Source organism: Sphingopyxis sp. BE259, assembly GCF_031457495.1.
Lineage (GTDB): Bacteria > Pseudomonadota > Alphaproteobacteria > Sphingomonadales > Sphingomonadaceae > Sphingopyxis.
Genome location: NZ_JAVDWM010000001.1, coordinates 1,317,567 through 1,331,772, shown reverse-complemented (window position 1 = coordinate 1,331,772; position 14,206 = coordinate 1,317,567). Strand labels below are relative to the sequence as shown.

General features: G+C 66.9%; 20 protein-coding genes. 11 read left to right on the top strand and 9 right to left on the bottom strand.

Features of this window, described 5'->3' with window-relative positions; translation table 11 throughout:
• Nucleotides 1–36 precede the first annotated feature (36 nt).
• From ruvA to pal, 11 genes are all read left to right on the top strand, one after another.
• Complete coding sequence (gene ruvA, locus J2X44_RS06505) at nucleotides 37–639, top strand: Holliday junction branch migration protein RuvA (protein ID WP_310088716.1); 603 nt, start codon at nucleotides 37–39, stop codon at nucleotides 637–639.
• Nucleotides 640–752: 113 nt separating this feature from the next.
• Nucleotides 753–1,097, top strand: a complete 345-nt coding sequence (locus tag J2X44_RS06500) for a hypothetical protein (protein ID WP_310249220.1) — start codon at nucleotides 753–755, stop codon at nucleotides 1,095–1,097.
• A complete protein-coding gene (locus J2X44_RS06495) occupies nucleotides 1,087–1,518 on the top strand; it encodes a GFA family protein (protein ID WP_310088714.1) in 432 nt (143 codons plus the stop codon). Before J2X44_RS06500 ends, J2X44_RS06495 begins: the two co-directional genes overlap by 11 nt.
• Nucleotides 1,511–2,245 carry a haloacid dehalogenase type II gene (locus tag J2X44_RS06490; RefSeq protein WP_310088713.1) on the top strand — a complete coding sequence of 245 codons (735 nt, stop codon included), beginning with the start codon at nucleotides 1,511–1,513 and terminating at the stop codon, nucleotides 2,243–2,245. Before J2X44_RS06495 ends, J2X44_RS06490 begins: the two co-directional genes overlap by 8 nt.
• A 1-nt stretch (nucleotide 2,246) precedes the next feature.
• A complete protein-coding gene (gene ruvB, locus J2X44_RS06485) occupies nucleotides 2,247–3,269 on the top strand; it encodes a Holliday junction branch migration DNA helicase RuvB (RefSeq protein ID WP_310088712.1) in 1,023 nt (340 codons plus the stop codon).
• Nucleotides 3,270–3,628: 359 nt separating this feature from the next.
• Nucleotides 3,629–4,108: a YbgC/FadM family acyl-CoA thioesterase gene (locus tag J2X44_RS06480; RefSeq protein WP_310088711.1), complete on the top strand. Its 480-nt coding sequence runs from the start codon at nucleotides 3,629–3,631 to the stop codon at nucleotides 4,106–4,108.
• The gene (gene tolQ, locus J2X44_RS06475) at nucleotides 4,102–4,800 is read left to right on the top strand and encodes a protein TolQ (RefSeq protein ID WP_310088710.1); all 699 of its coding nucleotides are present in this window, start codon (nucleotides 4,102–4,104) and stop codon (nucleotides 4,798–4,800) included. Before J2X44_RS06480 ends, tolQ begins: the two co-directional genes overlap by 7 nt.
• Nucleotides 4,800–5,318, top strand: coding sequence for a protein TolR (tolR, locus tag J2X44_RS06470; RefSeq protein WP_310088709.1), 519 nt, complete (start codon nucleotides 4,800–4,802; stop codon nucleotides 5,316–5,318). Before tolQ ends, tolR begins: the two co-directional genes overlap by 1 nt.
• Before the next feature lie 27 nt (nucleotides 5,319–5,345).
• On the top strand, nucleotides 5,346–6,149 hold the full coding sequence (locus J2X44_RS06465) for a hypothetical protein (protein WP_310088708.1): 804 nt from the start codon (nucleotides 5,346–5,348) through the stop codon (nucleotides 6,147–6,149).
• A gap of 2 nt (nucleotides 6,150–6,151) precedes the next feature.
• Nucleotides 6,152–7,516 (top strand): Tol-Pal system beta propeller repeat protein TolB, encoded by a 1,365-nt coding sequence (tolB, locus tag J2X44_RS06460; RefSeq protein WP_310088707.1) that lies wholly within the window; start codon nucleotides 6,152–6,154, stop codon nucleotides 7,514–7,516.
• Nucleotides 7,517–7,621: 105 nt separating this feature from the next.
• Nucleotides 7,622–8,140 carry a peptidoglycan-associated lipoprotein Pal gene (pal, locus tag J2X44_RS06455; protein ID WP_310088706.1) on the top strand — a complete coding sequence of 173 codons (519 nt, stop codon included), beginning with the start codon at nucleotides 7,622–7,624 and terminating at the stop codon, nucleotides 8,138–8,140.
• Here pal and J2X44_RS06450 read toward each other — a convergent pair.
• Genes J2X44_RS06450 through gspG form a run of 9 tightly spaced genes read right to left on the bottom strand, consistent with a single transcriptional unit; the run spans nucleotide 8,127 to nucleotide 14,189 of the window.
• Complete coding sequence (locus J2X44_RS06450) at nucleotides 8,127–8,864, bottom strand: prepilin peptidase (protein WP_405053397.1); 738 nt, start codon at nucleotides 8,862–8,864, stop codon at nucleotides 8,127–8,129. The genes pal and J2X44_RS06450 overlap by 14 nt on opposite strands.
• Before the next feature lie 31 nt (nucleotides 8,865–8,895).
• Nucleotides 8,896–9,612, bottom strand: a complete 717-nt coding sequence (gspN, locus tag J2X44_RS06445) for a type II secretion system protein N (protein ID WP_310088704.1) — start codon at nucleotides 9,610–9,612, stop codon at nucleotides 8,896–8,898.
• Nucleotides 9,609–10,091: a type II secretion system protein GspM gene (gspM, locus tag J2X44_RS06440; RefSeq protein WP_310088703.1), complete on the bottom strand. Its 483-nt coding sequence runs from the start codon at nucleotides 10,089–10,091 to the stop codon at nucleotides 9,609–9,611. Before gspM ends, gspN begins: the two co-directional genes overlap by 4 nt.
• Nucleotides 10,088–11,233 carry a type II secretion system protein GspL gene (gspL, locus tag J2X44_RS06435; protein ID WP_310088702.1) on the bottom strand — a complete coding sequence of 382 codons (1,146 nt, stop codon included), beginning with the start codon at nucleotides 11,231–11,233 and terminating at the stop codon, nucleotides 10,088–10,090. The genes gspM and gspL overlap by 4 nt, the downstream gene beginning before the upstream one ends.
• Before the next feature lies 1 nt (nucleotide 11,234).
• A complete protein-coding gene (gspK, locus tag J2X44_RS06430) occupies nucleotides 11,235–12,242 on the bottom strand; it encodes a type II secretion system minor pseudopilin GspK (protein ID WP_310088701.1) in 1,008 nt (335 codons plus the stop codon).
• The gene (gspJ, locus tag J2X44_RS06425) at nucleotides 12,239–12,853 is read right to left on the bottom strand and encodes a type II secretion system minor pseudopilin GspJ (protein WP_310088700.1); all 615 of its coding nucleotides are present in this window, start codon (nucleotides 12,851–12,853) and stop codon (nucleotides 12,239–12,241) included. Before gspJ ends, gspK begins: the two co-directional genes overlap by 4 nt.
• Nucleotides 12,850–13,227: a type II secretion system minor pseudopilin GspI gene (gspI, locus tag J2X44_RS06420; RefSeq protein WP_310088699.1), complete on the bottom strand. Its 378-nt coding sequence runs from the start codon at nucleotides 13,225–13,227 to the stop codon at nucleotides 12,850–12,852. The genes gspJ and gspI overlap by 4 nt, the downstream gene beginning before the upstream one ends.
• Nucleotides 13,217–13,738: a GspH/FimT family pseudopilin gene (locus J2X44_RS06415; RefSeq protein WP_310088698.1), complete on the bottom strand. Its 522-nt coding sequence runs from the start codon at nucleotides 13,736–13,738 to the stop codon at nucleotides 13,217–13,219. The genes gspI and J2X44_RS06415 overlap by 11 nt, the downstream gene beginning before the upstream one ends.
• Entirely contained in the window at nucleotides 13,713–14,189 is a 477-nt protein-coding gene (gene gspG / locus J2X44_RS06410) for a type II secretion system major pseudopilin GspG (RefSeq protein ID WP_405053396.1), read from the bottom strand. The genes J2X44_RS06415 and gspG overlap by 26 nt, the downstream gene beginning before the upstream one ends.
• Nucleotides 14,190–14,206 lie beyond the last annotated feature (17 nt).

Here is a 14,206-nt window from a genome sequence, read left to right as displayed (position 1 = left end):
ATTCCCTTTTCGTTCTCATCACGCTAGCACGGGCGCATGATCGCAAAACTCACCGGACGGCTCGACTCCAGCGGCGCAGGCCATGCGGTGATCGACGTCGGCGGCGTCGGTTATCTGGTCGAGGCATCGGCGCGCACCCTCGACGCGCTCGGCCCCACCGGCGGCGACGTGACAATCCACACCGAGATGCTGGTCGGCGAGGATTTCCTGCGCCTGCTCGGCTTTGCCAAGGCCGAGGAACGCGACTGGTTCCGCCTGCTCACCAGCGTCCAGGGCGTCGGTGCGAAAGTTGCGCTCGCGATCCTCTCGGCGCTCGAAATCACCGACCTCCAACGCGCGCTGGCCAGCGGCGACAGCGCGATGATCGCGCGCGCGAACGGCGTCGGCCCAAAGCTGGCGCAGCGGATCACGCATGAACTGAAGGACAAGGCCGGCGCGCTCGGCGGCATATCGGGCAGCAGCGCCTCCTACGTGGCCACCACCCCCGGCCCCCTCGCCGACGCCGTCACCGCCCTCACCGGCCTCGGCTTCAAACCCGGCGAAGCGAGCGCCGCGGTTGCGGCGGCGAGCGAAGAGCTGGGCGCGGATGCGAGCCTCGATGCCTTGGTCCGCGTGGCGCTCAAGAAAGCGGCAAAGTAATGGACGACCAACCTCCGCGCGACGCCCCACGAGATACACGCCAATTGGGGTTAGGCCTTGCCCCCTACCCTGTATGGCTGGCGATGCGTGTCTTGGGGCTGTTTGGCGGTGGCATGGTGATTTGGTGGATTTTGGGCGCCATTTCCGCCCTGTTTGCAGCAACAAATGGGATCGACAACGAGCTACCTCCCGCGTGGATTTTCCTTGTCGGGATCGTGGTCGCTGCGGGTCGCTGGAGTCCAGGCACCGATACTCCACCTTTTTGCGAGTGGCTTGGGTCTCTTCTCTCTTCCAAAGCCTGTCCCGAATGCGGTCAGTCGGTGTTCGACAAAATGCCCGCACAAGGGTTTGAACTGGAAAGCGCCCGCCATTCTTTCTGGCCAGCTCGGATTTGCTGTGGGTGCGGCAGCGATACCACTAAAGCCAGGCGATCAGGGCGGGTGACGGATGGAGACTGAAGCGCCGAATATCACGACCCCCACCCGCCACGCATCCTGCCGCTGCGGCGAAATCCGCGTCGCCTGCACCGGCGAGCCGATCCGCGTGTCGGCGTGCCATTGCCGCGAGTGCAAGGCGCGCAGCGGCAGCGCCTTTGCCGCGCAGGTCCGCTTCCCCGCCGAACAGGTCCGCATCGAGGGTGAGGACAAGGCGCGCATGTGGCAATGTACCGGCGCCAGCGGCAACCCCGCCGACTTCTGCTTTTGCGGCACCTGCGGTTCAGGCGTCTGGTACCGCGCGCGGCCCTATCATGACGCCTATGCCATTCCGCTCGGCAATTTCGCGCCCGGTCACGGCTTTACCCCCGACTATTCGGTGTACGAGGACCGCATGGAGCCTTGGGTTTCGATCACGGGCGATGCAATAGAACATTATGACTGAGCCCGCCGCCGCCCGCCGCCCCAAAGCTCTCGCCTTCGACGTGTTCGGCACCGTCGTCGACTGGCGCAGCAGCATCGCCCGCGAATCCGCGACGTTCCTTGCTAAGATCGATCGCAGCGACATCGACCCGCATGATTTCGCCGACCAGTGGCGCCGCCGCTACCTGCCCGCGATGGCGGCGGTCAGCGGCGGGCAGCGCGGCTTCGTCAAACTCGACATCCTGCACCGCGAGATGCTGGGTGCCGTGCTCGACGCGCAGGGCATCGACCCCGCCGCGCTCGACCAGACGCTGCTCGCCGACTGGACCGACGCCTGGCACCGGCTCGATCCCTGGCCCGACAGCGTTGCGGGGATCGCGCGGCTGCGCACCGCCTTTCCCGTCGTCACGCTGTCGAATGGCAATGTGTCGCTGATGATCGATATGGCACGCCGCGCCGGGATCATATGGGACGCCATCCTCGGCGCCGAATATGCCCGCGCGTACAAACCACAACCCGCGGCTTATCTTGCGACCGCCGATGCGCTGGGGCTCGCGCCGCACGAGCTTTGCCTCGTCGCCTCGCACCACAGCGATCTCGCCGCCGCGCGGGGTTGCGGGCTGATGACCGCCTATATCCACCGCCCCATGGAATATGGCGGCGCCCGCGCACCCGATGCCGACGCGGCGCAGGATTGGGCGTATAGCGCCGACAGCCTGACCGCGTTGGCAGCGCAACTGGGATGCTGACTTGACCGACCTCACCACCCCCATCCGTACCCCCGAAGACGCCGACGCCGCGCTGCGCCCCAAAACGCTCGCCGAGTTCGTCGGCCAGGCTGCGGCGCGCGAGAATCTGCGGATCTTTATCGAGGCGGCCAAGTCGCGCTCCGATGCGCTCGACCATGTCCTCTTCTACGGCCCGCCGGGGCTCGGTAAGACGACGCTGGCGCAGATCGTCGCGCGCGAGCTCGGCGTCGGTTTCCGGTCGACAAGTGGCCCGGTGATTGCCAAGGCGGGCGACCTTGCCGCGCTGCTCACCAATCTCGAGGACGGCGACGTGCTGTTCATCGACGAAATCCACCGGCTGTCGCCCGCGGTCGAGGAAATCCTCTACCCCGCGATGGAGGACCGCGCGCTCGACATCATGATCGGTGAAGGGCCGTCGGCGCGAAGCGTCCGCATCGACCTGCCCAAATTCACCCTCGTCGGCGCAACGACGCGGCAGGGGCTGCTGACGACACCGCTGCGCGACCGTTTCGGCATCCCGGTGCGGCTCAATTTCTACACCCATGGCGAGCTGGAGCAGGTGATCACCCGCGCCGCGCGGCTGCTGTCGCTGCCGATCGCCGCCGACGGCGCGCTGGAGATTGCCAAACGCTCGCGCGGCACCCCGCGCATCGCCGGGCGGCTGCTGCGGCGGGTGCGCGATTTCGCGACCGTCGCGGGTCACGCGATCGTCGATGCGAAAGCCGCCGACGCCGCGCTCAACCGGCTGGAAGTCGACGCGCTGGGGCTCGACGCGATGGACCGGCGCTACCTGACGATGATCGCCGATATTTACCGCGGCGGCCCGGTCGGGGTCGAGACGATGGCGGCGGGATTGTCCGAACCGCGCGACACGATCGAGGATGTGATCGAACCCTATCTCCTTCAGGTCGGCCTGATCGCGCGCACCGCGCGCGGGCGGATGCTGAATGCCAGCGCGTGGAAGCATCTGGGGATCAATCCCCCCGCGGGATCGCAGGACGGTTTGTTCGACAACGGCAAGTGACCGCGCCCCTGCGGAGGCAGGGGCCCATCACCGGACGTCACACAAACGCAGCACGACTTCAATCAGGATCGTCATTGCGAGGAGCCGAAGGCGACGCGGCAATCCAGAGTAGCGTAAACCGCCCTGGATTGCTTCGCTTCGCTCGCAATGACGAGTGAGATGACCTGACCTCATCAATCCTTAAAGCAGACGCAGCTCAGCAACGAAGCGTCCGGTGATGGCCCCCTGCCTCCGCAGGGGCACGGGCTACAAAAATATAGCGGATTCCCCCCATCATCTCCCACCAAACGGCCCCCATCTGCGACGAACCGTTGATCAGGGGTATGCGACGAGTCGAAGGGCCGCTATCGATCAATCCCATGGTAAACGCCCCGCCCCCCTTCGTTCCCGGCGCCTTTGTCGGGGCAGCGCATCAGTATCGGGCGCGCGTCTATTTCGAGGATACCGACCTGTCGGGCATCGTCTATCACGCCAATTACCTGCGCTATATGGAGCGCGCGCGGTCGGACATGCTGCGGATCGCGGGCATCGACCAGCGCGCCGCGATGGACGCGGGCGAGGGCAGCTGGGCGGTCACCGACCTGACGATCAAATACCAACGCCCCGCGCGGCTCGACGACGATCTGCTCGTCGTCAGCACGGTTCAGGCGGTGCGCGGCGCCAGCGTGATCATCGCGCAGCGCATCCTTCGCGGAACTGACACGTTAACCGGCGAGACATTGACCGACGGTCGGGTCACCGCCGCCTTTCTGTCGCCCACCGGCCGCCCGCGCCGTCAGCCGACGGGCTGGGCCGACCGCTTTACCGCCATCATGAATGGAGAGACTTTCCCTTGCTAGACAATATCTCGCTGGCCGCCGACGCGGCGACCCTGTCCCCGGTCGCGCTGTTCCTGCAGGCCGATATCATCGTGAAAGCGGTGATGATCGGATTGTTGCTGGCGTCGATCTATGTCTGGAAGGTGATCTTCACCCACGGCCGCAGTGTCAGCAAATTGATGCGGGCGTCCGAAAACTTCGAACGCGATTTCTGGCGCGCCGACAATATCGACAAATTTTTCGACAAAAATGGCAGCGAGGAATTGCCGAGCGCCAAGGTGCTCGGCGCCGGGATCAGCGAATGGCGCCGGTCAACCAAGACCAAAAATGTCGATCGCGACGGCACGCGCGAACGCCTCGGCATCGCGATGAACAGCGCGGTCGCGGGCGAAGTCGATCGCCTTGCCGAAAAGATCGGTACGCTGGCCACCATCGGTTCGGTCGCGCCCTTCGTCGGGCTGTTCGGCACCGTGTGGGGCATCATGCGCAGCTTCACCGCAATTGCGGCCGAGAATAACAGCAGCCTCGCCGTCGTCGCGCCGGGCATCGCCGAAGCCTTATTCGCGACCGCGATCGGGCTGTTCGCGGCGATCCCGGCGGTGATCGCCTACAACGCCTTTTCGCAGCGGCTGAACCGGCTCGAATCGCGGCTCGGCCGCTTCGCCGACGGGCTGCACGCGACCTTTAGCCGCGAGTTGGAGGTCGAGGCCTGATGGGCATGACCGGTCCCTCGGGCGGCATCGGCGGACGGCGCGGTCGCGGCCATCGCCGCGCGCCGATCGCCGACATCAACGTCACCCCGCTGGTCGATGTGATGCTGGTGCTGCTGATCATATTCATGATCACCGCGCCCTTGCTCGCCTCCGCCGTGCCGATCGACCTGCCCGAAAGCCGCGCCAAGCCGGTCGAGACCGAGGAGCAGGAACCGGTACAACTGTCGATCAACGCCGACGACACGCTGTATATCGGCGAGGAGGTGGTGCCCGAAGCCGAACTTCCGGCGCGGCTCGACGCCATCGTGCGCGAGCGGCAGGGCGCGGACAAGCCGCGCCAGATCATGCTGCGGGCGGATAAGGGGCTCGATTATGGCCGTGTCATGCGCATCATGGGCGAACTGAACCGCGCCGGGCTGACACGCATTTCGCTAGTGACCACCGGCGCAGAGGGCGGCGCCGACAGCGCACAGCCTGCCGAAGCCGCGGTCACCGACGGTTCAGAAACTGGGCAATAGGGTCACAGCATGGCCGCAACACGGGCAGTGAGGGGGAAAGAAGGACGCGGCTTTGCCATCGCGGTGGCGGCGCATGTCGTCATCATCGGCCTGCTGTCGGTGCAATGGACCGCGGGCGAACGGCGTTTCGACAACCCGCCGATGGAGGTCGACCTGATCGCCGAAACCGCGGTGCAATCGACCGCGCCGGTGATCAGCGAAACGCCCCCCGCGGCGCGGCTGGGCGAAGAGGAAGCGGTCGACATCACCGCGCCCGAACCGATGCCTGCGCCGCCGCTGCCCGAACCGATCGTCCGCCCGACGCCTGCGCCAACCCCGAAGCAGGTCGCTCAGCCGAAGGCGCAGCCGAAACAGACCCCGCCCGCCGCCGCCAAGGCGCAGCCCAAGGCCGCGCCCAAGGCAGCCCCGGCCAAAGATCGCCCGGCGCGCCCCACCGGGCGCCTCGACGGCATCGCCGAAGGCCTGTCGAAATCGCAGCCCAAAGCACCCGCGAGCAAGGGCGCCCCTGCTGCGGCGGTTGGCGCTCAAACTCAAAGCGAAATCAGAGCTTCGATCAACGCAAAGGTTCGCCCATACTGGAACAGATGCTCTGTAACCGGCGTCGATGTGAGCGAACTCGTCACTAAAATTGAATTCACGCTTACGCGGGCTGGAAAGTTGGCCGGTTTCACAAGCGTAACGACTACGGGCCAAAATGACAGTAACAAACCCCAAGTCGCCCGCCATCAGGAGTGTGCAAAGCGAGCAATCGAACTCGCCTCGCCTTTTGATCTTTCGGAAGAAGGCTACAGTTTCTGGCAAGAATCCGACTTAACTTTCTTCAAGAGGTAGTGATGACCAAGACAATTCTTCTTCTCAGCTTGGGCGTTGCCCTACAGGTATCCAGCCCACTCTTTGCACAAACGGCTGACCCCGTGGCACCTGCAGGACCACGTTTGAGCGAGACTGTGGAAGGCGAGCTGTCGAACGAACGCACCGTCATCGCCATCCCGTCGCTGGCAACCTCGTCGGTGCAGACCGTTGCGGGCCTGCGCACCGACACGCTGGGCCGCCAGATCGCCGAAGTCATCGCCGCCGACCTTGAACGCAGCGGCCTGTATGATCCTTTCGGACCCAATGGCGTCCGCGCCGTCACCCGCGCCGAAGTTCAGGCGCCGCGCTTTGCCGACTGGCAGGCGCGCAACGCCGAAAATGTCGTTCACGGTTTTGTCGATGCCAGCGGCACCGGCGGACTGGTCGTCGGCTGTTATCTCTATGATACCGCGCTCGGTAGCGAGCTGGTCCGCAAGGGGTTCGAGATTCAGCCCGGCGACTGGCGCCGTGCCGCGCACAAATGCGCGGACGCCATCTATTCGCGCCTGTCGGGCGAGGCGCCCTTCTTTGACAGCCGTGTCGCCTATATCGCCGAAAGCGGCCCCAAGGGGAACCGCATCAAACGCCTTGCGATCATGGACAGCGACGGCGGCAACCACCGCTTCATCACCAACGGCCAGTCGCTCGCCATTTCGCCGCGATTCTCGCCCGATTACAAAAAGATCGTATACGTCAGCTATTTGAACAACCGCGTCCGCGTGTTCATCTACGACATCGCAGCGGGGTCGCAGAAGCTGGTCACCGAAAGCGGCAATGCGACCTTCGCGCCGCGCTGGTCGCCCGATGGATCGCAGATCCTTTATTCGATGGCGGTCGGCGGCAACACCGACATCTATCGTATCTCGGCCAATGGTGGCACCCCGGTGCGGCTGACCAGCACGCCGGGCATCGACGTCGGCGGCAGCTTTTCGCCCGACGGCCGCAAGATCGTGTTCGAAAGCGACCGGTCGGGCAGTCAGCAAATCTATACGATGAACATCGACGGATCGAACCAGCAACGGATCAGCTTTGGCGGCGGCCGCGCCGCGACCCCCGAATGGTCGCCGCGCGGCGACCTGATCGCCTTCACCCGCATGGGCGGCGGCGAATTCCGTATCGGCGTCATGACGCCGTCGGGCGGCGGCGCGCGGATGCTGACCAACAGCTGGCAGGACGAGGCGCCGACCTGGTCGCCGAACGGCCGCGTCATCCAGTTTTTCCGTACCAGCCCGGGGCGCGAGGGCAAGTCGAGCCTGTGGCAGGTCGATCTGACCGGCGTCAATCTGCGCCGTCTGCCGACCCCGCAGGATGGATCGGACCCCAGCTGGGGGCCGGTGCTGCCATAACCAAAGGGGAACCAAAACTGGCTCTCAGGGTTCACATATTGGCTTAAAACGGCGAAAAACGGGCCGAGACGAAATTTTCCGAGCAACAACAAGAGGACAGACGACATGACGATACGCAAGAGCACCGCGATGATCGCGGCGATCACCATGCTTGCCGTTGGCGCCTGCGCGAAAAAGGCTCCCGAAACGCTGCCGCCGGTTCCCGAAGGCACCGGCACCGATACTGGCGCGGGCACCGGCACCGGGGTCGTGCCGGGGTCGCAGGAAGATTTCCTTGCGAGCGTCGGCCTCGAAGGCGACCGCATCTTCTTCGACTTCGACCAGTATAACGTCGACAGCGCCGACATGGCGACGCTCCAGAGCCAGTCGCAGTGGTTGCAGCGTAACCCGGCGGTTCGCGTCACGCTGGAGGGTCATGCCGACGAACGCGGGACCCGCGATTACAACATCGCGCTGGGCGAGCGCCGCGCCAATGCCGCGAAAAACTATCTCGCCTCGCTTGGTATCGACCCGTCGCGGATCAATGTCATCAGCTATGGCAAGGAACGCCCCGCCGAACTCGGATCGACCGAAGACGCCTATGCGAAGAACCGCCGCGCGGTGACCGTCGTCATCGGGCAATAAGCGGCCACAGCGGCACCGCCAGGAAAGCGGCGGTGCAGGCAAAGACACCAAAGGGGACCGGTCGCTGGGCCAGCGGCTGGTCCCCTTTTCGTTGGGCAGCAAGCGCCCAGGCGATGCCACCCAGGCTGGCGAGCAGCAACATCAGCGGCAGCGCCTGCCAGCCGAGCCAGCAGCCGATCGCCGCGACCAGTTTGGGATCGCCGCCGCCCATGCCCTCACCGCCGCGCGTGCGGCGATAGGCCCAGGCGATGAGCGCAAGTGCGCCGCCACCCACCAGCGCGCCGATCCAGCGGTCGAGCAGGGACGCGCCGAGCAGCGGCCCCGCCAACACAAGGCCGGTGACCGCCAAGACCGCGCTCAACCGATCGGGGAGCCAGAAATGCCGCGCGTCGAGCAAAGCAAGGGGCAGCAGCAACCACCCGAATAACGCCCAGAGCCAGCCCGACGTGCCGGGCAGCAGGGCCAGCGCCGCACCGCCGATCAGCGCCGCACCCAGCTCGACCAGCATGTGAAAGCAATCGATGCGGGCTCCGCATCCGCGGCACCGCCCGCGCAGCCATAAGGCCGACAACATAGGAACAAGCTCCAGCGACCCGAGCGCCCGCTGGCATCCATCGCATTGCGAGCGGCCCAGCACCGATCGCCCGGCGGGCCAGCGCAGCACCAAGGTCGCGAGAAAGCTGCCAAGGACAAGTCCGATCAGCGCGGCCAAGACGACGCCCATGCCGAAGGGCAAGGCATCGAGAAAGGTCACGTCAGAAGCGGCCCGTGGTCGCCAGCACGAAGCCGCCCGAACCGGCCTTGAAACCCAGCGCCGCGAGCGCCGCTGCCATCGCCGGGTCGCGGTCGACATTGATCGCGAATTGCGCGCGGTAGGCACCGTTGCCGTCGAACGAGAGGGTCAGCCGCTCCATCCCCGACTGGCTGGCCAGCGCCGCCTGGGCGCGCCCGTTCGCGCAGCGTAGCGGCCCCGACAGGCCGCGCGACAGGTCGAGCCCGGCGATCGGCGCGGTGACCGCCAGCTGGATGCGCCCGCTGGCGCTTGTACATTTCCCGGCGGCGTCGAACCGCAGCGTCGCGCCTTCGAAGCGGACGGTATCGACCGGGATCATCCCCAGTCCGCCCGACATCGTCGTCCTGCCATTGACGTCGGACACCCCGCGCGGGTTGCTGCCATGCAGCCGCCCGGCCAGCGCGCCCAGCCGCTCGTCAGGGCGCGAAAAAGCGAGTTCGGTGTCGCCGCCGAGCAGCGCCAGCGGGGAAAGGCTGGCGCGCACCGTTCCAAGCGGCAGCGCGCCCAGCCGCGCCTCGACCAGTTCGCCTGCCCACACCGACCCACGCACTTCGCGCGCGGTCACTCCGGCATCGGTCGCGCCCGACCATGCCAGCGCGAGGCGCATCGGAAATGTCGCGATGATCAGGATCAGCGCCAGCAGCAGCGCGGCGATGCCCCAGCGTTGCCGCAAGCTCATTGCCCGCCCTTTCGTAATTCGGCGGTCAGCCCGACGGTGCCGTCGGCGGCGGGGGTGATCGTCAACTGGTCGATGACAAAGCCCTGCCCCTCCAGCGACGCCAGCCAGTCGGTGAGTACCGGCGCACGCGCCGTCGCGATCGCAATCGTCGCCTGCCCCGCGCCGCGTGCCTCGTTGCGGTCAAGGGTTAGCCCGATCTCGCTGGCAGATTGCGTGAGAAATTGGTCGATCGCCATCGCATCGACGGCGGCTGCGACCGACTTCGCCGGACGTTGCGCCAGCAATTGCACTTTCGCCGCGACGCGGCCCTCGCGCTCGATCGCGGCGCGATGCTGGTTCTCCAGATCGACTATAGCGCCATAGGCCGGGCGTCCGAGGCCCCACAGGACGACCCCGAGCGCTAATAGGCCCGCGATACCGACCAGCCAGCGTTCGCGCTGCGACAGGCCAAGCCACCAATTTTGCAAACGCTCGGTCATGGCACCGCCCGGATCGTGATATTGGCCATCTGCTGGCCGTCGCTACCCGCCGTCGGTTGGGCGGTGATACGGTAACCGCGCGCTTGCAGCGCGAGCAGCACCGCATTCAGATCCTCGACCCGCGGCGCCGCCAGCGTCGTGGTCAGCGTGCCGTCGGTGCGGTGCGACAGCGTCTTGAGCGCGACGCCGGGTGTATCGCGCATGGCATCGTAAAGCGCCGACGCGGGGACCGAAAACGCCAGCGGCCCGCCACCTGCGGCCGCGAGTCGGCGATCAAGCTCAGCCTCGGCCGTCGTGGCGTCGGGTGCGGTGATGCCCGCCTTTTTCGCCATCGCGACCACCGCATCATCGGCACGGCTGGTGTCCGACGACAGACGCACGGCATGGATGATCGGGATCAGCAGGCTGACGATCAGCAGCGCGATCGCCAGCCGCTTGGCCAGCCGCAGCAGCGCCGGGTCGAGCGACCAGCTGCGCTTCGGCTTCCAGCCGCCGCTGAGCAGATCGAGCGGCGGCGTCGCCAACGTCATCAGCAACGCCTCGCGCATCCGGTCGCCATCAAGCGGCGCGATATTACGGCCGCCCGCGATCAGCGGGTCGAGGTCGGGATCGGAGCGATAGGCATGATCGGCAGCACGCACGATCTGTTCGCCGCCCACCTCTGCCGTCCACAGGCTGTCGGGTTCGGGCGGCGGCACGGCAGCGGCGGCGGGGATGATCGCGGCGGGCGACAGGCCGCGAGCCTTCAGCCAGTCGGTCCATGCCGTCATCGCAGCATGGGTCGTCACGGCGACCGGCACGGCCTGCCCCGCCTCGATCGGCTGGCCCGCGACGATATGCAACAGGGCGCCGTCGCCCAGACTGTCCTTCAATGTATCGAGCCGCGCGGCGGACGCGGCCTGCGCGGGGGCTGCGTCGGGATAGTGCCGCCAGCGCAGCGGCACGTCGGCGGCGGGGGCCAGCGCGATCAGCCGATCGTCGGGTCCATCATCCCGCGGCTTTTCCCACGCATCGACCCAGCCGTCGTCCTGCCCGCTATCGACGATCACACCGTCATCGACGCGTAGCCATGCGGGATCGGGAGCGTCTCCATCGCCGAGCGACGCCACGGGCGGCAGCCACAGAACCAGCGTGCGGCTCATATCAGTCGCTCTCACCCCAATCGCGGCGGACGATCACTGGCGCTGCCAGCCCCGCGGACGGCGCGCCGCCATTGGCATCGATGAGCGAAACTGCCGTCAAAAACCCGTCCCCCATCGTCACATCCGTCGTCAGCGTCAGCCAGCGGCTGGTCACCCCCGCCTGCTCGGCCACGTCGGTTGGCGGGTCGAACCGCTCAAGCGCCGCTGCCTCCCAGAATCGCACGCTGCTGCCATAGCCGCCCGCAGGCCGCGCGGCCAGCGCCGCCCGCGCATCGGCGAGTGTCATTTCACCGGGCAGCAGCATCCCGACCAGCGGCGCCTGCTCGGGCGCGAGCGTGTTGACATTGAGCCGTACCGGATCGGTCACCGGCAGCACGCAGACCCAGGGCTTCAGCCGCGCATAGATTTTCGGCGTAACCCCGCGCACCGCGCGCAGTTCGCTGACGTCGGCCATCTTGCGGTTGGCGGCGAGATAAGCGCCCGGCAGCGAGCGATAGACATTGTCCTCGGCACCCAGCGGCCCGTCGTTGCCGTCACTGTCGATCCAGTCGGCGGTGGCGCCTGCAATCGCCTGTGCCTCGCCGGCGTCGATCCCGAGCAGCACCATCAGCTCGCCGAACTGGCGCATCGATCCCGATCGCTGGCTGAACTTGCCCGGCACCGTTTCGGCGACCAGACTGTTGAGATTGAAGCAATTGTTCGCGTCGACCAGCTTGGCGCGCCCCTCGCCGCCCGGCAGCGGCAACGTAAAATCGCGCCCCAGCCAGCCGCCCGCGAGCGTCAGCTTCGCGGGATCGCGCCCGACCAGATCGGCGACGCGGCGCAGCGCGATCTGCTCGGCGGCAAAGCTGTAGGCACGCCCCTGATCGACCGTCGCCGCGCTGCCTGCGATTCGGGTCGCGAGCGTCAACCGGTCGAGTGCGGTGGCTGCAATTACCGCCATTACTGCGACGAGCAGCAATACGGTGAGGAGCGCAGCGCCGCGCTCATTGGGCGGACGGCGGATCATGGCGCCGGGTTCTCGGCCACCGGGGGCGGGGGCGGCAGCGTCGGCGCGGTCAGAAACAGCATCGTCAGCGCCTCACGCCCGCTGCGCGATACGCGCACCTCGACCGCGCGCGGCAGGCGGTCGCCGGGTTCGGAACGCCAGCTTTCGCCCCAATTGCCCGTCTCGTCGCGATAGCGCACCGCGACCGTGGCCACCTCGCCCAACAGCCGGTCGCCTTCGCTTAACGCGGCGCCGTCGAGCATCGGTTGGGTCGCGCGCCGCCATTCGCGGCCGACGAGCGCATAAGCGACCCGTTCGACTGCGGGACGCGGCGACCCGTCGAGCGCCGCTGCGCCGCCATGGACGAAAGCAAAGCCGGTCGATGACCCGACGAAGGCAGGCACCGCCTCACCCGCCGGGCCGCGCGTCGATCGCTGGACCGCCTGCGCCAGATCATTCGCCATCACCGCGCGCAGCCGGTTGACGCCGCCCATCGCCTGCAAGCGCGTCTGTACGGCATCCTGCGTATCGACGCTGCTGCGCAGCAACCCGACTCCGATCGAAGCGATTGCCGCGAACAGCGACAGCGCAACGAGCATTTCGATGAGGGTAAAGCCGCGCTCGTCTTTCATCGCAACGGCCGAATGATCGTCAGCGCCGCCTGCCCGCGCCCGCTTTCGGGGCGAACGATCAGGTCGATGCGCAGCAGGCTATCGTCGGCGGTCCGCGCCACCCGCTGCTCGATGCGCCAGTTGCGTCCTGCGTTGCTGACGCCAATCGCACTATTGCCGATCGTCGGCGGCGCCGGATCGGTCCACAGTTCGACGGCGCGATTCTGCGCAACAATCCCGGCGACGGTGCTTTCGTCGAGATCGCCCGCGGTGCGTACCGCAAAGGCATCGAGGCGGACGAGGGTCAGCGCGGCGATGCTGATCACGCTCAATGCGACGAGCATTTCGAGCAGGGTGAAGCCGCGTTCGCAGCGATTGGCACGCTCATTCGCCACGGCTGACCTCCCCCGTCGCCGACACGCGCACGATCTCGCGCGCGTCGCCGCCGCTCAGCACCACCGTTTGCGGGGTCGGGCTGGTCCCGACGCGGTCGAACAGGATGCGCGCGACGCCCTGCCCGTTGCCGACGGCAAAACGCACGTCGCCGGGCCAGTTGCGCTGTGCGAACGCGCGACCGGGCAGCGGTTGCCATTCGCCCGCGATTCGCCGCTCGAAGCCATAGCCCGAGGGCGCAAAATTCACCGCGACGCTGCGCCCCTCAATCACCGCAATGTCGCGCGCACCGGCGAGCCGCGCCGCGAGCCGGTCGGCTTCGCTGCGCGCGCTGCGTTCGTCGCCGGGGATGGTCAGCACGACGGCAGTCGCGGCCAGCGCCATGATGGCCAGCACGACCATCAGCTCGACCAGCGTGAAGCCGCGATCATCGGCACATGATCGCGTCCGCGCGAAAGCGGGGATCCAGACCCGACGCGCGCGCGGCTTAGCCTTCGCTGCGAATATCCGCATTGTCGTCGGTCCCGCCGGGGGCACCGTCGGCGCCGAGCGACCAGACGTCGAACGCCTTCCCGTTCGGCCCGGGCGCCTGATAATTATACGGACGGCCCCACGGATCGGCGGGCAGTTTCTTGATATAGCCGCCGCGGCGATAGCGTTCGGGCTGCGCGAGTGCGGGCGGCGGCGTGCTGAGCGCGTTCAATCCATCGGTCGATGCCGGATAGGTCAGATTGTCGAGGCGATACTGTTCGAGTGCGGTTTCCAGCGTTGCAATATCGGCCTTTGCCTTGGTCACCATGGCGCGGTCCTGGCTGGGCAGGACGTTGATCATCACCACGGTCGCGAGCAGCCCGATGATGAAGATCACGACCATCAATTCGGTCAGCGTAAAACCGCGTTCGTCGCGCTTGCGGCGGCGCTGGACCGGCGGGCGGCCCGCTCCCGAAAACGAGGTGTCGAGCATCAGGCGAATGAAAAGCT